The following is a 19987-nucleotide window of genomic DNA, read 5'->3' as shown; positions in this document are numbered from 1 at the left end:
CGATTGCATCCGCAGGATTCGCTGGCGGGGCTTGTCAAACCGGCTTGCCGAGGCGACGCGATCTGCACCCTCCCCTGGAGGGGGAGGGTCGGCTCGTATCGAGCGCAGCGAGATGCGAGACGGGGTGGGGTGACAGTCTCTCCCCGGATGCGCCGCCTGGGTGGAGGGATCACCCCACCCCGCTCGCGCTTCGCGCGATCGACCCTCCCCCTCCAGGGGAGGGTAAGACGCCAGCGAGCGCCGCCTTCTCCACGTTTTCCGCACCGGCATACCTCAACCCCCGGTTCCCTTGACCGGGAACCTCACCCTCCCCGGGATTAAATTTTCTCGCCGCCGCCCCGATCACATTGCGGTGCACAATGTTGACATGTTAGGCAGCGATACTCCTGGGCGCTGGACGAGCCATTCGTTTGTTTCGCGTTTCCAGTCTTCGTTCCCGCTGAATTTGAGGCCTAGGTCGGGGCCGGCGGGCAGCGCCAGAAGGCTCACTCCATTTTTCATTAGCGTGAGGGACCAACCATGACAGCTGCGACTGATCCGTTTTCTGCCTCGATCATCCCGTTCGAGGTTCCCGAGCAGATGCGTGCGTTCGCCGAAAAGGGCGTGTCGCAGGCCCGTGAGAGCTACGCCAAGTTCAAGGACGCCGCCGAGAGCCACAACGGCACCGTCGAAGCCGTGTTCACCTCCGCCAACAAGGGCGCGAGCGAGTACACCGCCAAGCTGGTGGAGTTCATGAAGGCCAACAGCAGTGCCCACCTCGACTTCGCCCAGGAGCTGTTCGGCGTGAAGTCGCCGTCGGAGGCGTTTTCGCTGTGGTCCAACCATTCCCGCAAGCAGCTCGAGACCTTCCAGTCCCAGGCCAGGGAGCTGTTCGAGATCGGCCAGCGCGTCGCTGCCGAGACCGCCGAGCCGATCAAGGCCAGCGCCTCGAAGCTCTACCCGCCCGCCGCCTGATCCAGGCGGTTGGTTAAAATAAGAAACCCGGGCCGCGAGGCCCGGGTTTTGTTCTGGAATAAGGTGATTTCCGCCGGATTTTAGGTCGGTTACGGCCTTGCCAAACCGGGCCGTTGCACCTAGTTTCCGCCCCGTCCAGCCCCCTTACGGCCTTTTCAGGCAGCCCTTGAGGGCGGCTCGCAAGGATGCAGTTGTAGCTCAGTTGGTTAGAGCGCCTGTCTGTGGAACAGGAGGTCGGTGGTTCGAGCCCACCCAACTGTACCAATGATTTTTCAAGCATCCGGAATCTACCGCGATTGTTCGTTCCCTATGAGGTGCGGACTTAGGTAGCGACGTGCCCCTACGTCCGCTTCTTGAAAAGGTCGACGATGTTCTCGATCGAATCGGAAGGCAGGGCCACTCCTGCGATTTGCAACGCCTTCAAAAACTGACGGACGGCATCTTCGAATTCGAATTGCGGTGACAGTGCACGAAACTCCTCGTTGTCGATCCGCGGGGCCGCGCTTGAATCCGGCAACCGATGTGCTTAAATGCCACTTGGTCGAATTTTTTAGGCATTTGGCATTACGGCGGTTGCCATGGCAAAGAACGAGCGGACTGGCAAAGGCGTTGGTTCAACAGTCTCGCGCGGGCTTCGTGCCCCCGGCTCGCTGACCAACAAACAGATCACGACGATCGCGGCGGGAGCCCTGACTCAGCGGCCTGACCGCAAGCCGTCATCGAAGCCGACGCACAAATCTCCACCCGACAAATCGCGCAGGGCGGCAATTGAACGCCCGTCCGCCGCCGAGCCGGACCAGACCTATGAACAGCACCCCGGCGCGCTCGTCGTGCGCGGGCATTTCGATGCGGTCACGGGGCTCTCCACCGTCACCGATGCGCCGTCGCTCGGGCTTAGCAGGGATGCCTCGGATGAAGAGCTGGCCTCGGCTGAGCTGTTCAATGTCGTCATTGACGCCAACAGCCTGTTTCGGATCGAGCCCGCTGCGCTCAAGCGTCTTGCCAACTACAGCGACGACGAGATTTTCGCGCTCGTCGTGCCCAAGCGTACGCTGGCGCGGCGGCTGTCGGATGGCGAGCCGCTGACGGTCGAGGAGACCGACAAGGCGGTGCGGTTGGCGCGGGTCGATCGGCTGGCCGCGAACGTCTTCGGCGAGGCCGCGAAGGCGCACCGCTGGCTGCGCAAGCCCAAGAAGGCACTGCGCGGGGAAACGCCGCTGGCCTACCTCGCGACGGAGGCGGGGGCGCGTGTCGTCGAGGAGATGTTGCACAGGATCGATCACGGCATCCTTGCCTGAGGATTTGGCGTGAGGATCTGGCGTATCTCCAATTTCGACGATCTGTCAGGCATCGGCGGCCTGAAGGCCGACGGCCGCTGGCATGATCGCGGCCGGCACGTGGTCTACGCCGCGGATCATCCGGCTTCGGCGCTGCTCGAAGTGATGGTGCATCTGGAAATCGATGTCGAGGACCTGCCGACCAGCTATCAGCTGCTCGGCATCGACGTGCCCGATGATCTCGCCGTCGGAACGGTAGGCTTGACCGATATCGAAAAAATATCACCGGATTGGGTTGATGATCCCAGAGTGACGCGCGGCTTGTTGCGGCCTTGGTTCGTTGATGCACGCACGGCGATGGTGTCGGTGCCATCGGTCATCGTGCCGTTCTCGCAAAACTACATCATCAATCCGAGACACAAGGACGCCGCGCGCATCCGCGTGTCGCATGTGGCGCGTTATCCCCACGACCAGCGGCTGTTCGGGCAGAGGGCGGGCCGACCTACCTAACCCCCGCCACCACCACCGGCAACGTCACCGCCGCCAGCAACGTCCCCAGCGCCACCGCGCCCGACACCGGGTTCACCAGCCGCTGGTACTGCGCCGCGAAGATGTAGGCGTTCGCGCCGGTCGGCGTCGCCGCGAACAGCACGATCACGCTCGCTGCAACCGGCGGCAGGCCGAGCAACTTGGCGAGCACAATTGCCGACGATTACGATGACAGTGCACCAAACTCCCGAAGCGGGGAGGGCCCTATCCGCAACGCCGCTCAAAGCCGATTTTGTGCGCGGTCCCCGTAGCTCCCCGGTTCGCAATGCGTTATCGGTAGCGAGCCAACGACGTTCATGGAACAGCAAGCCAGGCGAAAAAGATCGTGAGTTTCTTCGAGCGTCTCAAGACAGAAGCATCCGTTGAGTGGCGGGCTTACACCGAGCATCCCTTCACGAACGGATTGGCGGACGGCTCGCTCCCTGAAGCTGCGTTTCGTCACTACCTCGTTCAAGACTACCTGTTCTTGATCGAGTTTGCGCGCGCGTACGCGCTCGCGGTCTACAAGTCGCCCAAACTTGCCGACATGCGGGAAGCAGCGGCCGGCCTTTCGGCCATCCTTGATGTCGAGATGAACCTGCATGTGAAGCTCTGTGCCGATTGGGGTCTATCGCCGGCCGACCTCGAACAGGCTCCTCCGGCGGCCGAGATGCTGGCCTATACACGCTACGTGCTCGACGCGGGAATGCGCGGTGATCTGCTGGCACTCAAGGTGGCGCTGGCGCCTTGCGTGATCGGGTACGCGGAGATTGCAACGCGGCTTGCGGCGCGACCCGGCGCGGACGCCGCGACGAACGCCTACCGCGTCTGGATCGCCGAGTACGCCGGCGCGCCGTACCAGGAGGTCGCTGCCAAGGCGCAGGCGCATCTGGAGCATCTCGCCGATCTCTACGCCACGCCGGCCCGCGAGGCCGAACTGATTGCGATCTTCAAGGAAGCCACCCGGCTCGAGGCGGACTTCTGGGAGATGGGCTGGCGCGTGGGCCAGCGCGTCGAATAGCGGTTTCGGCATCGTCAGGCGTCCTACCTCACCACCATCACCACCACCGGCAACGTCAGCGCCGCCAGCAGCGTGCCCAGCGCCACCGCGCCCGACACCGGGTTCACCAGCCGCTGATACTGCGCCGCGAAGATGTAGGCGTTCGCGCCGGTCGGCATCGCCGCGAACAGCACGATCACGCCGGCTGCGACCGGCGGCAGGCCGAGCAGCTTTGCGAGCACGAACGCGGCGGCGGGCATCGCCGCGAGCTTGAGCGCGCACATCACGAGGATGCTGAGCTTCTCGCCCTTCACCTCGAAGCGGAACAGGTTGATGCCGAGCGCGATCAGCGCGGCCGGCGATCCCGCCTGGGCGAGCAGCTCGACCGTCCGGTCGACCACCGGGTTGAGGCCGAGGCCGGTGAAGCGCCAGACCACGCCGAAGCCGATCGCCAGCATCAGCGGGTTGCGCGCGAGGTCGGCGAGCACGGGGCGGATCACCGACAGCGGCGAGCCGGTCCGTTTTTGGCTGACCAGCTCCATCTGCAAAATGCCGCAGAGCCAGAGCAGCGGCGTGTTCACCGACAGGATCAGCGCCATCGGCCCCGCCGCCTCGTTGCCGAGCGCCGAGAGCACGAGCGGAATGCCGAGCATCACGATGTTGCCGTAGACCGAGCCGATCGCGAACACGACGCCGTCCTCGCGATCCTCGCGCCGCGCGCGCAGCAGCACTGAGAGAGCCAGCGCCGCGATCCAGGTGATCGCCAGTGCGCCGTAATAGCTGCCCCACATCCGCCAGGGGCTGACGTCGGGGAATTCCGAGACGACGATGGTGCGGAACAGCAGGGCAGGGATCGCGATGCTGAAGGCGAATTCGGAGATGCCCTTGTGCGCGGTCTCGGTGACGAAGCGAAACAGCACCGCCGCATAGCCGGCCGCGATCAGGGCGAACACCGGCGCGACGATCAACACGGTGGCCATGCGACCCTCACCTCAAGGGGAAGCTGACCACCCCGCGCAATTCCGAACGATGGCATTATGCCCCTGTTTTGCCCGACGAGTCAAAACGGATTCGAAAAATCCGTAAGAGCGCCTGGAAATCCGTAGCGTTTGCCGGGACATGGCTACTGTGCATGGGGTTGTTTTCCCATTTTTTGTTGGAAGGGCGGGTCTTACCCCGCCCACAGCCGTCATCACCCGCCTTGTGCGCAATTGCGCACAAGGCGGGTGATGACGGCTGCAGAGTGCCGCTGGCGCTGGGCTGAGCGGGCTTGGTGCCAGTCCGACCGCCTGTTGCCGAGACCGCACACGTCCGAGCTTTCGCCGCGAGCCTCGTTGCCAACGAACGCCCGTTCACCCACTATTCGCTCCGACTCGACATTTGGGGGGATCGATGCCGGCGTTTCGCTTCAAGCAATCCTTGGCCGCTGCAAGCCGTTCGCTTACCCTTGCGCTTGCCCTTGCTCTTGGCTTGGCCGTCCTGGTCCAACCCGGCGCCGGCTTTGCCTACACGCAGGAAGAGCAGCAGGCCTGCACGCCGGATGCGATGCGGCTGTGCGGCGAGTTCGTTCCGAACGTCGATGCCATCACCGCCTGCATGATCCAGAAGAAGTCGCAGCTCTCGCCGCAGTGCCGGGCGTTCTTCCGGTCGGGACCGGAGCGGGGCGAGGTCCGCGCCGGCAAGCCGACCAGCATCAAGAGCTCCCCGGCAAAGTCCGCGAAGAAGAGCACCAAGCCGGCGCCGAAGACGGCCAGGAAGAAGAACTCCAGCGAAGGCTGAGCGCGGGGCGCTGCGTTCCTCGGCTGAAACTCATGCCCGGGCAGGATGGCCCGGGCATTTGCATGTTCGGGCATCAGCCACGCGACAGCCACCGGACTCCTTTTGTTCGCCTTCCCATGCGGACATTTGCGACAATTACGGTCGCGTTCGATGGCGGAGAGCTGCGAGAGGATTTGCGCGGTGAGGTTGCATGCCGTTTTGTCCCGCATTGCCGCCTGGAAAACGCACGATTACCGGCGTGAACGGCGTTTCATTGCAGTTTGTGTCGCGGTCGCTCACAGCAGTGTGACTCAAAAGCCAACACGTCTTGTTATTTCGTGGCGGCAAGGCAACTGCCGATAAATTTTTCTTTCCCGAATCAGCGTGGTGATTCATTTTCGCGGCCTGGGGTCAATCTGGAGGCCAAGGGTATGAACGTTATTGTTTTCGCATCGCGTAAAGGCGGCTCGGGCAAGAGTACCCTCGCCGCACATCTTGCTGCGCAGATCAAGGCGAGCAAGCAGGTCATGCTGGTGGACGCGGATCCGCAGGGCTCGCTCACGCTGTGGCACAAGCTGCGCGGCACCAACGAGCCGCCGATCAAGGCTGCCGTGAACTCGGTCAGCGGCATCGTCTCCGCTGCCAAGCGCGACGGTTATGAATGGGTGTTGATCGACACGCCGCCAAACCTCTCGGCCGTCGTCGACGACGCGATCAAGAACGCGACGATGGTGGTCATTCCGGCGCGGCCCGGCGTGTTCGACGTCAACGCGGTGCAGGAAACCATCCAGATGTGCCGCGCGGCGCGCAAGCCCTACGCTGTCGTGCTCAACGGTGCGCCGGCCAAGCGCGACGAGGCCGAAAGCCCGATCGTCACCATCGCCCGTGAGGCGCTGGCGAAATTCCGCGCTCCGGTGTGGGGCGGCCAGATCACCAACCGTTCTGATTTGTTGATGGCGCTCAGCCACGGCGAAGGCGCGCGCGAGTATCAGGCCGAGAGCCGTGCGGCCCAGGAAATCGCAAGGCTGTGGGCGGCGATCGAGCGTTCAGTGAAGGCTATTCGCGGCACGGCGTCGGCTTCCGGCGCAATGCACAAGCAGGCGGCATAATTTTCATAATTCATTCCCCGGACGGAAAACGCGCGAATGTCGCGCGTTTTGCGTTTGTGGGGGATCACTATGAAAGTTACGCCACCATCAGCATGTAGAATACGATGACCGGCGACAGGGTGAGGATCACCGACCAGATGCCGGCGGCCCAGAGAATGTCCTCGGTGGTAAAGCTCTGCTGTCCGGCGTCGTAATGCGACACCACTTCATTCTGAGTATTCACGAAACGCCCCCGCGATTTCTTCGCTTAATCGACGTCAGTGATAGGCGGGATGTTTTAAGATTCCGCGTCGCAATCTCGCGCGCATTCGAACACAGGTGCTACCACGGATTAACCATCCGCGCGGGTGCGCGCGTCAGCCGACCAGCCAGACACGAAACAGCAGCACCGGCATCAGGCCGAGCATCACCGCCCAGAAACCGAATGACGACACCAACAGAATTCCCTGCAAGAGATCGGCGGGCGCGAATTGGCGCGCGGCCGTAGGCCGGGTGCGTTGGCCCATGGTAATTCCCCCTCCGAAAGACCTTGAACGGCAACGATAGGCCCGATTGCGTAAACGAGCCGTGGATGCGCCATGCGGCAGATGCGAAGGCCGTTCGCCTGCGGTTAACTACGGCGGCTCTTACCCTCCCCTGGAGGGGGCCTCCAGGGGAGGAGTGAAGACTCCCCGCCGCGCCGATCGGTCGATCGCCTAAACCCACCCGCTGTATTTCCTTCTGATCTCGTCGATGTGCTGCGGACGGGATTTCAAATCGTCGGCGTTCAGCCCGATATCGCGCCGCAGCCACTCCGATAGCTCGCTCGCGCATGACGGGCCGTTCCATGCCGCCTTCAGGGCATCGAGCCACTGACGAATTCCCATAGGTCGATCTTTCCAAAATCGAAACGTTGTCGAGCGGACACGACGCTGCCTTCCCTCTCCCCTTGTTGTGGGAGAGGGTGGCTCGCCGCGTTAGCGGCGAGAAAGAGGAGAAGGGGCAGCGCGTGCGTGAAGAGAGGAAGCGGCTATGCCGCGACTTTCATCCGCCGCTCGATCTCGCGGTCGATCGTCGCTGCGAGCTCGCTGCCGATCTCGACCATCGGCAGGCGCACTTCGGGGCTGTCGATGAGGCCGCACCGCCACAGCCAGTACTTCGCCGGCGCCGGGCTCGGCTCGGTGAACAACAGCCGCGTCAGCTCGGCGACCTCGTGCCAGTGCGTCTGCGCCGCATCGTAATTGCCGCGCTTCACCTCGGCATACACGGCCGCAAACGTCGCGGTCTCGACATGCGCCGACAGCACGATGCCGCCGTCGGCGCCGTCGGTGAGCGCGTCGAGGTAGTTCGCATCCTCGCCGGTGAGCACGCGAAAGCCCTTCGGCCGGTCACGCAGCAGCGCGATGGATTGCTCGCGGCTCGCGCCGCAATCCTTCAGCCCGATGATGTTTGGATGCTCGGCGAGCCGCAGCATGGTCTGGTTGGTGATGTTCACCGAGGTGCGATAGGGGATGTTGTAGAGCGCGATCGGCCAGGCGGCGTGATCGGCGAGCGCCTCGAAATGCGCTGACAGGCCGCGCTGCGAGGGCCGCACATAATAGGGGCTCGCGATCAGATAACCGTCGATCGGCCAGTCCGCGGTCTCGTCGAGGCGGTCCTTCAACCGCGACGTATCCGCGCCCGACAGTCCGAGGCAGATCGGCAAGCTGCGGCGGCCCGCCGCCATCTCGTCGCGCACGATGGCGACGAGCCGCTCGAGCTCAGCCTCGCGCAGCGTCATGCCTTCGCCGGAGGTGGCGCCCAGGATGAAGCCGTCGACGGCCTGTCCGGAGTAGTGCCGTGTCAGCCGTCGCAGCGACCTCTCGTCGAGCGCGCCGCCCTGAAACGGCGTCACCAGCGGCAGCCACAGCCCGTGCAAATGTTCCTGTAGTCCGGTCATATTCCATCTCCTTCTCGGGAAAAAAACCTGAGACGGAGGGCACATGAAAAAACCCCGTCCAGGCGGCGGGGTTTTCGGGATTTGCTTGCGATGACGAAGCTGTATTAGCGCGCGCAAAAATCCGAGGCCCCGGGATGGGGGCCTTTTTTCGAGACGATTGCGCACGACTTCGTGATCATTCTTAAATGATGCGGGGTATGCGTGGAACTGTCAATACACGCGGAACGCGAAGGCCGAACAGGGCAGAAAAAAAGCCGGACCCAGAGGGCCCGGCTTAAGGTATTGGCCACGTGAGGCCGACACAATCACCTTCCAAGAGGGATTACTGAACTCCCGCGCCACTGGAGGAGGGGGACAAATGCGCAACGCGAAGGCTCAGCGTGCAAGCAGTATGAGCTTGACGAGCGGCATGCAGCAACAGCCGAGGCCGCATGTCAGACATGCGGAAATCAGGACGGCCAGCGCTGCGCCTTGCTCACCACGAAGTCGCGGAACACCTGCACGCGCGCGACCGTCTTCAACTCCTCGGGATAGACGAAATAGGTGTCGAGCTGGATCGAATCCGATTCTCCGAACAGCTGCACGAGGCGGCTCTGTTCTTCGATCAGATAATCCGGCAGCGCGGCGATGCCGAGGCCCTGCTGGCAGGCGCGGACGAGGCCGAGGATGTTGTTGACCTTGAAGTAGGCTTCGCGCGGGCCCGAGCCGTTGCGTCCCGCTTCGATCAGCCAGTTGCGGTTCTGCAGATGCGGCGCGAAGCTGCCGTCGGAGAGCGTGATGATGCGGTGGGAGTCGAGCTCCTCGAGCGTGCGCGGCGTGCCGAAGCGCTTGATGTAATCAGGCGAGCAATAGGCGTGGAAGCCCATCGCGAACAGCTTGCGCTGAATCAGATCCGGCTGCGTCGGCTTGCGGGTGCGGATCGCGACGTCCGCCTCGCGCATCGACAGGTCGAGCTCCTCGTCGGTGACGATCAGCGAGATCCGGATCTCCGGATAGAGCGCGGTGAATTCGCCGAGCCGCGGGATCAGCCAGTTGATGCCGACACCGGGCGTGGTCGTGATCTTGAGGTCGCCGCTCGGCCGCTCGCGGCTGTCGGTCAGCTTGGCGCGCGCCGCCTGCAGCTGCATGAACACGTCATGCGCGGTGCGGAACAGGAGGTCGCCCTGCTCGGTGAGGATCAGGCCGCGGGCGTGGCGGTGGAACAGCGAGACCGAGAGCTCCTGCTCCAGCGCCGAGACCTGGCGCGACACCGCCGATTGCGACAGGCCGAGCTGCTCGCCCGCATGCGTGAAGCTGCCCGCTTCCGCCGCCGCGTGAAACACCTTCAGCTTGTCCCAATCCATATCCGTAAATCCGTCGCGTGTTCGAGGCATGATCTTATTCCGCTGCGGCGCGCTCGCTGGCGCGCAGGGCCAGGAAACGTTCGGCTTCGAGTGCTGCCATGCAGCCGAGGCCGGCGGCCGTGACGGCCTGGCGATAGGTCTCGTCGGCGACGTCGCCGGCGGCGAACAGGCCGGGCACCGAGGTCGCGGTCGAGTTCGGGGCGACCTCGACATAGCCCGAGGGCTTGAGCTTGACCTGGCCCTTCACGAGCTCGGTCGCCGGTGCGTGTCCGATGGCGATGAAGACGCCGTCGGTCCGCACATCGGTCAAGGCACCGGTCTTGACGTTCTTCAGTCGCACATGGGTGACCTTGTTCGGGTTCTCGGTGCCGCAGATCTCGTCGACCGCCGAGTCCCAGACCACCTTGATCTTCGGGTGCTTGAACAGACGCTCCTGCAGGATGCGCTCGGCGCGGAAGTGATCGCGACGGTGCACGATGGTGACCTGCGAGGCATGGTTGGTGAGGTACAGGGCTTCCTCGACCGCCGTATTGCCGCCGCCGACCACCACGACTTCCTTGCCGCGGTAGAAGAAGCCATCGCAGGTGGCGCAGGCCGACACGCCGCCGCCCTGGAATTTCACTTCGGACGGCAGCCCGAGCCAGCGCGCCTGGGCGCCGGTGGCCAGGATGACGGCGTCGGCGAGATAGACGTCGCCGCTATCGCAGGTGAGGCGGAACGGCCGCTGCGTGGTATCGAGCTTGACCACCAGATCGGTCTTGATCTGGGTGCCGACGTGAAGCGCCTGCTTCTCCATCTGCTCCATCAGCCACGGGCCCTGGATCACGTCGGCGAAGCCCGGATAGTTCTCGACGTCTGTGGTGATGGTGAGCTGACCGCCCGGCTGGATGCCCTGGATCAGGATCGGCTCGAGCATCGCGCGCGCGGCGTAGATCGCCGCCGTGTAGCCGGCGGGGCCGGAGCCAATAATCACGACCTTTGCATGAACAGGAGCGGACATTTCGATGGACGCCTTTCACGGGGGATTTGCAGCGCGGGCGCGGAACGTGCCGGGAGGCCTCGCGGAGGCGCTGAAATATAAGAGCTAATCTAAGCCTTCTGGTGAGCTATGCAAGAATTGCATTCCCTGTCGGCGGATTTTTCCAACAGGGAACAAAAGTCGATTGCGCTGCACGCGCAATAAAATTGCGCAATCGCTGCGGACTGGCTATGAGGATTGCGGCAAACCCACCAATACCGCCGCAAAGGCCAGGAGTTCCAATCACGTGTCGCGGAACCTAGACGAGATCGACCTGAAGATTCTCACCGAGATCCAGGCCGACGGTCGAATCACCAATGTCGAGCTGGCCAAGCGCGTCGGCATCTCGCCGCCACCTTGCCTGCGCCGCGTCCGGGCGCTGGAGGAGGAGGGGTATATCCACGGCTATCGCGGCCTCCTGGACGCCCGAAAGCTCGGCTTCGACGTCACTGTGTTCGCCGCCGTGCACTTGTCCAGCCAGGCCGAGGCGGATTTGCGCGCCTTCGAGGAGTTCGTCCGCGCCGAACCTCTGGTGCGGGAATGCTGGATGCTGTCGGGCGAGGTCGATTTCATCCTGAAATGCGTCGCCCCTGACATGGCGACCTTCCAGGATTTCGTCACCCACCTGACCGCCGCGCCGCATGTGCGCAACGTGCGGACCTCGCTGGTGCTGCATAACTCGAAATACGAGGCCGCGGTGCCGCTGGATGTGAAGGGGCGGCGTTAGCTCGCTCCGCTCTCGGCTCCGGACGCAGCGCTGCGCTCGCAGCGACGAGCGGGGCGAGGTTAAAAGCACCCAGACACAAAAGAGGCCGCGCACCGCGCGGCCTCTTTCTCAACGTCACTCGCAGCGGCAAATCCTTACCGCCACTCCACCTTGGTGATCTCATACGCCTTGGCGCCACCGGGGGCGTTGACCTCGACGGTCGAACCCTTCTTCTTGCCGATCAGCGCGCGCGCGAGCGGCGAGGTGATGGAGATGCGGCCCTTCTTGGCGTCGGCCTCGACCTCGCCGACGATCTGCCACACCGTCTTCTTCTCGGTGTCCTCGTCGACCAGCGTCACGGTGGCGCCGAACTTGATGGTGTCGCCGGACAGCTTGGAAATATCGATGATGTCGGCGCGCGCGAGCTTGTCCTCGAGCTCGGCGATGCGGCCTTCATTGTGGGACTGCTCTTCCTTCGCGGCATGATATTCCGCGTTCTCCGACAGGTCGCCGTGCGAACGCGCTTCCGCGATATGCTCGATGATGCGCGGACGGTCCTCGGACTGGCGCTTCTTCAATTCTTCCCCGAGCGCGGCAAATCCGGCCGAAGTCATCGGAACCTTTTCCATCTTCTCTCTCGTCCTTCGATCGTGCGCCCCAGAACGCAGATGGGCGCCGCAACCTTGATTCGTCGGTCTTCCGGAGCCCAACGCGTGGGGCCGCCGAAGCTGACAGATATGGGCTTGGCAACGGAACAGAACCGCCACAATGGCCGGACAGTTCCTGCGGCCATTGTGGCTTCATTGCCAATCACTTAGCGGAGGCTTCGCCGCCGCTAGCGATCAGGTTTCCGAAAAGTAGCTCTGCAGGGTACGAACCTCAAGGTCCCCGCCCAGATAGGCGCGGATGCCCTGCGCGGCCGCCACGGCCCCGGAAAGAGTGGTGTAATACGGCACTTTATGCAAGAGGGCCGCGCGCCGCAGCGAACGGCTGTCGGCGAGCGCCTGCGGGCCTTCGGTGGTGTTGAGGACGAGCTGGACGTCGCCATTGGTGATGGCATCGACGATGTGCGGCCGTCCCTCCAGCACCTTGTTCACCTTCTCGGTCGGGATGCCCTGGTCGGTCAGGAAGCGTGCCGTACCTGATGTCGCCAGCACCTTGAAGCCGAGCGAATGCAATTCGCGAACGGCCTCGGCGATGCGCGTCTTGTCGCTCTCGCGAACCGAGACGAACACCGTGCCCTTGCGCGGCACCCGCGTGCCGCCGCCGAGCTGGCTCTTGGCGAATGCCACCGCGAAGGAGCTGTCGATGCCCATGACCTCGCCGGTCGAGCGCATCTCGGGGCCGAGCACCGTGTCGACGCCGGGGAAGCGTGCGAACGGAAACACCGATTCCTTCACGCCGACATGCTTGAAGTCCGCCTTCTTCAGCTTGAAGTCGGCGAGCTTCTCGCCGGCCATGATGCGCGCCGCGATCTTGGCAACAGGCGTGCCGACCACCTTGGCGACGAAGGGCACCGTGCGCGAGGCGCGCGGGTTGACTTCGAGCACGTAGATCTCGCCGTCCTTGATCGCGTACTGCACGTTCATCAGGCCGACGACGTCGAGGCCGAGCGCCAGCTCACGCGTCTGCCGCTCCAGCTCCTCGATCATCTCAGGCTCGAGCGAGTGCGGCGGCAGCGAGCAGGCGCTGTCGCCGGAATGGATGCCGGCTTCCTCGATGTGCTCCATGATGCCGACGATGAAGGTGTCCTTGCCGTCGCAGAGGCAATCGACGTCGATCTCGGTCGCGTCGGACAGATAGCGGTCGAACAGCAGCGGGTTCTTGCCGAGCACGGTGTTGATCTGCCCGGTCTTGTCGTTCGGATAGCGCGCCTTGACGTCGGCCGGCACCAGCTCGGGCAGCGTGCCGAGCAGATAGTCGTTGAGCTGGTTCTCCTCGCGGATGATCTGCATCGCGCGGCCGCCGAGCACGTAGGACGGGCGCACCACCAGCGGCAGGCCGAGATCGGCGGAGACGAGTCTTGCCTGCTCGACCGAATAGGCGATGCCGTTCTTCGGCTGCTTCAGCCGCAGCTTGTCGAGCACGCGCTTGAAGCGGTCGCGGTCTTCGGCAAGGTCGATGGCGTCGGGCGAGGTGCCGAGGATCGGCACTTCGGCGGCTTCCAGCGCACGCGCCAGCTTCAGCGGAGTCTGGCCGCCGAACTGCACGATCACGCCGTGCAGCGTGCCGTTCGAGCGCTCCTTCGCGATGATCTCCAGCACGTCCTCGGCGGTGAGCGGCTCGAAATAGAGCCGGTCGGCGGTGTCGTAGTCGGTCGACACCGTCTCCGGGTTGCAGTTGACCATGATGGATTCGTAGCCGGCGTCATGCAGCGCGAAGCAGGCGTGGCAGCAGCAATAGTCGAACTCGATGCCCTGGCCGATACGGTTGGGCCCGCCGCCGAGGATGATGACCTTCTTCTTGTCCGACGGCGAGCTCTCGTCCGCAGGTGCGCCTGCAAACAGCGCCTCATAGGTCGAATACATGTAGGCGGTGGGCGAAGCGAATTCGGCCGCGCAGGTGTCGATGCGCTTGTAGACCGGACGAACGCCGAGCGCGTGGCGCTTGGCGGTCACCTCGGCTTCCGTCGTCTCGGCGAGCACGGCGAGCCGCGCGTCGGAAAAGCCCATGGCCTTGAGCGTGCGCATGCCGAAGGCGTTGCCCGGCAGGCCGTTCTTGCGGACCTTCTCTTCCATGTCGACGATGCCGCGCATCTCGCTGAGGAACCACGGATCGATCTTGCAGGAGTTGAAGATCTCCTCGTTGGTCCAGCCGAGCCGCATGGCCTGGGCGACCTGAAGGATGCGGTTCGGCGTCGGCGTGCCGAGCGCGGCGCGGATCGCGTTCTTGTCGTCGTGCTGGCCGAGACCCTCGATCTCGATCTCGTCGAGGCCGGTGAGGCCGGTCTCGAGCCCGCGCAAGGCCTTCTGAAGGCTTTCCTGGAAGGTGCGGCCGATCGCCATGACTTCGCCGACCGACTTCATGGAAGTGGTCAGCGTGGTGGAAGCGCCGGGGAATTTCTCGAAGGCGAAACGCGGCACCTTGGTGACGACGTAGTCGATGGTCGGCTCAAAGGAGGCCGGCGTGGCGCCGCCGGTGATGTCGTTGGCGATTTCGTCCAGCGTGTAGCCGACCGCGAGCTTGGCGGCGACCTTTGCGATCGGAAAGCCGGTGGCCTTCGAGGCCAGCGCGGAGGAGCGCGACACGCGCGGGTTCATCTCGATCACGACCATGCGGCCGTCTTCGGGATTGACGCCGAACTGCACGTTGGAGCCGCCGGTCTCGACGCCGATCTCGCGCAGCACCGCCAGCGAGGCGTCGCGCATGATCTGGTATTCCTTGTCGGTCAGCGTCAGCGCCGGCGCGACCGTGATGGAATCGCCAGTGTGCACGCCCATCGGATCGAGGTTCTCGATCGAGCAGACGATGATGCAATTGTCTTTCTTGTCGCGCACGACCTCCATCTCGTACTCTTTCCAGCCGAGCACGGATTCTTCGATCAGCACTTCGTTGGTCGGAGACGCGTCCAGGCCGCGCTCGATGATGTCGAGGAACTCTTCCTTGTTGTAGGCAATGCCGCCGCCGGTGCCGCCCATCGTGAAAGAGGGACGGATGATCGCGGGCAGGCCGATCTCGGACAGTGCCATCAGCGCCTGGCCGAGCGCATGATCCTGATAGCGCTTGCGGCGGTCGCTTTCGCCGAGCGTCCACTGCCGCTCGAGCTCTGCGAGCTCTGCGCCCGACGCCTTCGCGCGCTCGGCCTGGTACTTGTCACGGAAGGACTTCTTCAGTTCGGAGGCGTTGGCGAGCCGCGACTTCGGCGTCTCAAGGCCGATCTTGGTCATGGCCTCGCGGAACAGCTGGCGGTCCTCGGCCTTGTCGATCGCGTCTGCGGTGGCGCCGATCATCTCGACGTCGAACTTCTCCAGCGTGCCCTGCCGGCGCAGCGACAGTGCGCAGTTCAGCGCGGTCTGTCCGCCCATGGTCGGCAGCAGCGCGAAGCCGCCGGGAATGACGTGACGTTCCTTCTCGATGATCTTGGCGACGATCTCGGGCGTGATCGGCTCGATATAGGTCGCATCGGCCAATTCCGGATCGGTCATGATGGTGGCCGGGTTGGAATTGACGAGGACGATGCGATAGCCCTCTTCCTTCAGCGTCTTCACTGCCTGGGTGCCCGAATAGTCGAACTCGCAGGCCTGGCCGATCACGATGGGACCGGCGCCAATGATCAGGATGGTCGAGATGTCGGTACGTTTAGGCATCACCGCTCGCGGGCTGGAATCTGGGCACAAAAAAAGGGCGCGCTTGCCGCGCGTCCCCTTGTGCGAGAGCGCGGGGTCTCCCTCGCGCGCGGGTGGGTCTTAGACCAGATTCCGGGGCGGCGAAACCCCGAAAAACGCCCATCAACCGGCAATTTTGACGGGTTTTGGCCGTGCCTGCCAGCCACGGGCGAGATGCACCAGAAGGGAGGCCGCGACGCTCGATCCGCCGATCCAGCCAAGGTCGGTCGGCGAGAGGGTGGCCAGCACCGCGCCGCCCAAGGCCCCGCCGATGGCGAAGCCGAGATACATGGCGGAGGCGTTGAGCGAGAGCGCGATCATCGAGGCCTGCGGCTCGATCCGGATGATGCTGGCGATCTGGGCCGGATAGAACGCCCATCCCGAGATGCCCCAGAGGAAGATCGCACCCAGCACCGCGTAATGCGCCTGTCCGGGCATCAGCTTCAGGACCAGCGAATGCAGGATCAGCGCGCTGGCCATGCCGGCGAGGCCGAGGGCGGCGGTGGCGAGCGTCCCGAGCCGGTCGGCCAGGATGCCGCCGAGCAGGTTGCCGATCGCCGCCGCGCCGCCAAACACCAGCAGCGCAAGACTGATTTGCGTCGCGTCGAAACCGAGGCCGCGCAGCGGGACCGCGAAATAGGTGAACACGGTGAAACCGCCAAGCCCCCATAAAATCGTGATCAGAAGCGCGATCAGGACATTGCCGTGACGCGCCACCGCCAGCCGTTCGCTGAGCGAGGCGGTGTTGCGCGGCAGACCTTTGGGCAGGCCGAGCAGCAGCCCGGCGAGCGCGACGGCGCCGATCAGGGCCACCATGGCGAAGGTTGCGCGCCAGCCGAGCAGGCTGCCGACCAGATTGCCGAGGGGAACACCGATGACGGTCGCAACCGTGAGGCCCGACGTGACCAGTGCCACCGCGCGGCCGCGCCGTTCGGGCGCAGCGACGGCGACCGATACGGCGAGCGCGGTCGGCATGCACAGCCCGGAGCCCAGCGCCATCAGCATGCGCGAGGCCAGCAGCAGCGCATAGTCGGAGGCCACCATCGCGGCGAGATTTCCGGCGATGAAGGTCGAGAGCGCCAGGGCCAGCACGGTCCGGCGGTCGATGTTGTTGAGCGCTACCGCGAGGATCGGCGAGCCGACCGCATAGGTGAGGGCGTAGGCGGTCACAAGCTGCCCGGCGGCCGAGACGGAAATCGTGAGGTCCGTGGCGATCGCCGGCAAAAGCCCTGCAATGACAAAGCCTTCCGTACCGATCGCAAAAGCCGCCAAGGCCAGCCAGAACACGCTCATTGGATGATATCCCTATGTTCAATGTTTATTGAACTATTGAATGCGGTGGATGTAGAGTCAATTGGTTCAAGAACTATTGAACATTGTGGCCGCTTCGCTATCATTCCCGGGTCATGAGCCGCACGCCTCTCCATCCCACCCGCGAGCAGATCGAGCTGCCGATGGTTCTGGATTGCCTGAGCGATCCGATCCGATTGGCGATCGTGTACCAGCTCGCCCAGCAGGAACGTGTCAGCAGCGAACTCTGCTGCGGCGACTTCAACGCGCTCAGCGGCAAGTCGAATCTAGCCTATCACTTCGCCAAGCTGCGCGAATGCGGCCTGATGCTCACGCGCGTGGCGGGAACCAACCGCTTCATGCGGCTGCGCCGCGAGGATCTGGACGCACGCTTTCCGGGATTGCTCGATGCCGTGATCAGCTCTGCGGCAAAGGATGCCGCGCGGCTTCAGCTGTTGCCCGCGTGCGAAACGGTGGAAATGGATTGAGGTTCTGGAGTGGACAGTCCGTCTTCGCTCTCGCGTCGCTCAAGCTACGCCGGACACGCTTCCTCCATGCGGATCTTGCGTGGCTGCGCCACGCGTAGCCCCGCAGGGGCGAAGCGTGGAGACCCGGCCTGGATTTGAACCAGGATAAAGAGCGATGCACCGCCCTCGCGTAGACGCTTCCGCCACCGGGCCGCGCCGATCTTTACCGATTGGCAGGTAACAAGCCACCTCGGGCAATCGTTATGCTTAACGAACCAGAGGCGGCCGCGCGATGAAAGTCATGCGCCAGCGATTATGGCCGATATTGGTGTGGGCGCGCTGGACAGCGAAACCGGCCGCGGTCAGCTTGGCGACGATCTCGTCCTCGCTATAGCGCTGCAGCCCGATGCGCGTGCGCAGATGACGATAATCTGACAGCGCGGTGCTGATCAGTCCGATCAGCGCGTCTTTCAGGAAGCCGTGACGCAGGCCGAAGCTGAGCAGCGCCATCACATCCCTGAACATGCCGACGTTGGGCTGCAGGATATCTCCGAGCACCAGCTTGCCGGACGGTGTCAGCAGCCGCCGGATGTTGATGAGCGCAGCATCGAGCTCCTCCGGCGCCATGTATTGCGCGACCGAGTTCATCACCACGAGGTCGATGGACTGGTCCTGCATCTTGCGGACGTCGTCGAGCGAGCGGACACGGATTTTTGTATTCGGGGCAAATCGCGCGATCAGCCGGCCGCGCACGCCGGGGGCGGGCTCGGCGAGGATCAGCTTGCCGCAGCTAGCTGCCACCTGGGTCGCCGACAGCGCCTCGCCGCAGGCATAGTCGAGCACGGTCGCCTCGGGCGACGAGATGTAGCCGATGATGTCCCGCGCGATGATCTGGAAGTGCAAATCGCGATGCAGCTTGCTGACATAGATCGTATGCGTGGAGTCGTAATAGTCGATCCAATCGTCCATGATATCCGAGGGTCCCGGCCAAACGGTTCCGTTGAAGGAACCGGCGCTGCCCGCCTGCGTTAGGGGTGCGGCGGCGCGCCGTCAATGTCCGCGTCCTAACAGGAAGGTTTCCCGTGAGCAAAGCCCCCAGCAAGGTCTCGCCCGATCTCGATACCCCCACCGATCTGTCGCCCGATGGTGTCAAGAAGGTCTCGGAGGCGCTCAACGTGCTTCTGGCCGACGCATTCGCGCTGTATCTGAAGACCAAGAATTTCCACTGGCACATCAGCGGCCGGCATTTCCGCGACTATCATCTGCTGCTCGACGAGCAGTCCGACCAGATCTTCGCCACCACCGACCAGCTGGCCGAGCGCGTCCGCAAGATCGGCGGCACCACGCTGAAGTCGATCGGTCAGGTCGCCAAACTCCAGACCATCAAGGACAACAATGAGGATTACGTCCCGCCGCGCGAGATGCTGCGCGAGCTGATGCAGGACAACAAGCACGTCGCGAGCGCGATGCGCAAGGCGCACGAGGTGTGCGACGAGGCCGGCGATGTCGCCAGCGCCAGCATCCTCGAGAACTTCATCGACGAGACCGAGCGCCGCACCTGGTTCCTGTTCGAAGCCACCCGCCAGGAAGGCGGTAACGAGGCGTAGGAAGGATGCGTAGGGTGGGTTAGCCGAAGGCGTAACCCACCACGTCTCCGCGGAAACGGAAAAGGTGGATTACGCTTCGCTAATCCACCCTACGCACCTTTGTTGTAGCTACCGCCACAACCTCATCAGCGCCCCATCCTTGCCCGTCACCGGATCGGCCGGCGGCAGCGCGACCTCCGGAATCGTCTTCAACGCCCTGGCGTGGTTCTCCGGCGTCGCCCGCGTCACCACCATCTTCGCGCCGGGCGGATAGGCGCCGATGATGCAGAAATCACCGCTCGCCTCGATGCACTGATGCCCTGTGCCTGCGGGCAGGATCGCGACGTCACCCGCCTTGATCTCCAGCTCCTGGCCGTGGTCGCCACCGAAGCGGACGCGGGCACTGCCACGCGCAACGCCAAGCACCTCATGCACCGTCGCGTGATAATGCAGATAGTCGTAGACGCCGTTGCGCCATGTGCCGCCCCAGCCGTTCGCTTCGAACAGGTTTTCGATCGTCTCTTCCGGCTGCCTGGGATCGAGCTTCACAGCGCCCTGGTAGACCAGGAACGGGAGGATGTTGTTCGGAACGAGCCCATCATCCTCGAAGACGATGGCGAGCGGCTCGGCCTTGTCGCGGACGACGGACATGATGGGGCTCCTGCGTGAGCGTAGCAGGGATCAACGAGGGCCGTCAGCCGACGTTCC

General features: G+C 63.9%; 22 protein-coding genes and 1 tRNA gene. 10 read left to right on the top strand and 13 right to left on the bottom strand.

Translation table 11 applies throughout. The annotated features are described in order from the left end of the window. Positions 1-519: 519 nt before the first annotated feature. From NLM15_RS38670 to NLM15_RS38655, 4 genes are all read left to right on the top strand, one after another. Positions 520-954 (top strand): phasin, encoded by a 435-nt coding sequence (locus tag NLM15_RS38670; protein WP_254123208.1) that lies wholly within the window; start codon positions 520-522, stop codon positions 952-954. Between the two features lie 187 nt (positions 955-1141). Continuing rightward, positions 1142-1218 (top strand) — tRNA-His (locus NLM15_RS38665). 314 nt (positions 1219-1532) lie between these two features. Next, positions 1533-2252, top strand: coding sequence for an antitoxin Xre/MbcA/ParS toxin-binding domain-containing protein (locus tag NLM15_RS38660; protein ID WP_254123207.1), 720 nt, complete (start codon positions 1533-1535; stop codon positions 2250-2252). 9 nt (positions 2253-2261) lie between these two features. After that, positions 2262-2741, top strand: a complete 480-nt coding sequence (locus NLM15_RS38655; RefSeq protein ID WP_254123206.1) for an RES family NAD+ phosphorylase — start codon at positions 2262-2264, stop codon at positions 2739-2741. Here NLM15_RS38655 and NLM15_RS38650 read toward each other — a convergent pair. Next, complete coding sequence (locus tag NLM15_RS38650) at positions 2734-2931, bottom strand: AEC family transporter (RefSeq protein ID WP_254123205.1); 198 nt, start codon at positions 2929-2931, stop codon at positions 2734-2736. The genes NLM15_RS38655 and NLM15_RS38650 overlap by 8 nt on opposite strands. Positions 2932-3105: 174 nt before the next feature. Between NLM15_RS38650 and tenA the strand changes: the two genes are divergently transcribed. Continuing rightward, positions 3106-3780: a thiaminase II gene (gene tenA / locus NLM15_RS38645; RefSeq protein WP_254123204.1), complete on the top strand. Its 675-nt coding sequence runs from the start codon at positions 3106-3108 to the stop codon at positions 3778-3780. A 23-nt stretch (positions 3781-3803) separates the two neighbouring features. Here tenA and NLM15_RS38640 read toward each other — a convergent pair whose 3' ends face one another. Beyond that, on the bottom strand, positions 3804-4739 hold the full coding sequence (locus tag NLM15_RS38640; RefSeq protein ID WP_254123203.1) for an AEC family transporter: 936 nt from the start codon (positions 4737-4739) through the stop codon (positions 3804-3806). A 412-nt stretch (positions 4740-5151) separates the two neighbouring features. Here NLM15_RS38640 and NLM15_RS38635 point away from each other — a divergent pair, with 412 nt between their 5' ends. Together NLM15_RS38635 and NLM15_RS38630 are read left to right on the top strand one after the other, a co-directional pair. Then, positions 5152-5538 (top strand): hypothetical protein, encoded by a 387-nt coding sequence (locus NLM15_RS38635; RefSeq protein ID WP_254123202.1) that lies wholly within the window; start codon positions 5152-5154, stop codon positions 5536-5538. Positions 5539-5948: 410 nt separating this feature from the next. Further along, positions 5949-6626, top strand: a complete 678-nt coding sequence (locus tag NLM15_RS38630) for a ParA family protein (protein ID WP_025032179.1) — start codon at positions 5949-5951, stop codon at positions 6624-6626. 76 nt (positions 6627-6702) lie between these two features. Here NLM15_RS38630 and NLM15_RS38625 read toward each other — a convergent pair whose 3' ends face one another. The 6 genes from NLM15_RS38625 to trxB all read right to left on the bottom strand — a co-directional run bounded on the left by NLM15_RS38625 (position 6703) and on the right by trxB (position 10887). Further along, positions 6703-6849, bottom strand: a complete 147-nt coding sequence (locus tag NLM15_RS38625) for a hypothetical protein (RefSeq protein ID WP_254123201.1) — start codon at positions 6847-6849, stop codon at positions 6703-6705. Between the two features lie 133 nt (positions 6850-6982). Then, the gene (locus NLM15_RS38620) at positions 6983-7132 is read right to left on the bottom strand and encodes a hypothetical protein (protein WP_254123200.1); all 150 of its coding nucleotides are present in this window, start codon (positions 7130-7132) and stop codon (positions 6983-6985) included. Between the two features lie 189 nt (positions 7133-7321). After that, entirely contained in the window at positions 7322-7492 is a 171-nt protein-coding gene (locus NLM15_RS38615; RefSeq protein WP_254123199.1) for a hypothetical protein, read from the bottom strand. Between the two features lie 143 nt (positions 7493-7635). Further along, positions 7636-8544: a 4-hydroxy-tetrahydrodipicolinate synthase gene (locus NLM15_RS38610; RefSeq protein ID WP_254123198.1), complete on the bottom strand. Its 909-nt coding sequence runs from the start codon at positions 8542-8544 to the stop codon at positions 7636-7638. A 449-nt stretch (positions 8545-8993) separates the two neighbouring features. Continuing rightward, on the bottom strand, positions 8994-9917 hold the full coding sequence (locus NLM15_RS38605) for a LysR family transcriptional regulator (protein ID WP_254123197.1): 924 nt from the start codon (positions 9915-9917) through the stop codon (positions 8994-8996). A gap of 4 nt (positions 9918-9921) precedes the next feature. Then, a complete protein-coding gene (gene trxB, locus NLM15_RS38600; RefSeq protein WP_254123196.1) occupies positions 9922-10887 on the bottom strand; it encodes a thioredoxin-disulfide reductase in 966 nt (321 codons plus the stop codon). Between the two features lie 265 nt (positions 10888-11152). On the opposite strand from trxB, the gene NLM15_RS38595 reads away from it, so the two are divergent. Continuing rightward, positions 11153-11632: an Lrp/AsnC family transcriptional regulator gene (locus NLM15_RS38595; RefSeq protein WP_027547667.1), complete on the top strand. Its 480-nt coding sequence runs from the start codon at positions 11153-11155 to the stop codon at positions 11630-11632. Positions 11633-11766: 134 nt separating this feature from the next. Here the strand turns inward: NLM15_RS38595 and greA are convergent, their stop codons facing one another. The 3 genes from greA to NLM15_RS38580 form a co-directional block, all read right to left on the bottom strand. After that, positions 11767-12240 (bottom strand): transcription elongation factor GreA, encoded by a 474-nt coding sequence (gene greA, locus NLM15_RS38590; RefSeq protein WP_027547666.1) that lies wholly within the window; start codon positions 12238-12240, stop codon positions 11767-11769. A gap of 213 nt (positions 12241-12453) precedes the next feature. Then, a complete protein-coding gene (gene carB / locus NLM15_RS38585; protein ID WP_254123195.1) occupies positions 12454-15918 on the bottom strand; it encodes a carbamoyl-phosphate synthase large subunit in 3465 nt (1154 codons plus the stop codon). 141 nt (positions 15919-16059) lie between these two features. Next, on the bottom strand, positions 16060-17229 hold the full coding sequence (locus tag NLM15_RS38580; protein WP_254123194.1) for an MFS transporter: 1170 nt from the start codon (positions 17227-17229) through the stop codon (positions 16060-16062). A 113-nt stretch (positions 17230-17342) separates the two neighbouring features. Between NLM15_RS38580 and NLM15_RS38575 the strand changes: the two genes are divergently transcribed. Continuing rightward, complete coding sequence (locus NLM15_RS38575) at positions 17343-17714, top strand: helix-turn-helix transcriptional regulator (protein ID WP_254123193.1); 372 nt, start codon at positions 17343-17345, stop codon at positions 17712-17714. A gap of 246 nt (positions 17715-17960) precedes the next feature. On the opposite strand, the gene NLM15_RS38570 is transcribed toward NLM15_RS38575, so the two are convergent. Then, entirely contained in the window at positions 17961-18662 is a 702-nt protein-coding gene (locus tag NLM15_RS38570; RefSeq protein WP_254123192.1) for a class I SAM-dependent methyltransferase, read from the bottom strand. Between the two features lie 113 nt (positions 18663-18775). Between NLM15_RS38570 and NLM15_RS38565 the strand changes: the two genes are divergently transcribed. Then, positions 18776-19300, top strand: coding sequence for a Dps family protein (locus NLM15_RS38565; RefSeq protein ID WP_254123191.1), 525 nt, complete (start codon positions 18776-18778; stop codon positions 19298-19300). A 108-nt stretch (positions 19301-19408) separates the two neighbouring features. On the opposite strand, the gene NLM15_RS38560 is transcribed toward NLM15_RS38565, so the two are convergent. Beyond that, positions 19409-19930 (bottom strand): hypothetical protein, encoded by a 522-nt coding sequence (locus NLM15_RS38560; protein ID WP_254123190.1) that lies wholly within the window; start codon positions 19928-19930, stop codon positions 19409-19411. Positions 19931-19987 lie beyond the last annotated feature (57 nt).

The sequence above is a fragment of the Bradyrhizobium sp. CCGB20 genome (assembly GCF_024199855.1).
Classification (GTDB): Bacteria; Pseudomonadota; Alphaproteobacteria; order Rhizobiales; family Xanthobacteraceae; genus Bradyrhizobium.
This window is presented reverse-complemented; position numbering and strand designations above follow the sequence as displayed.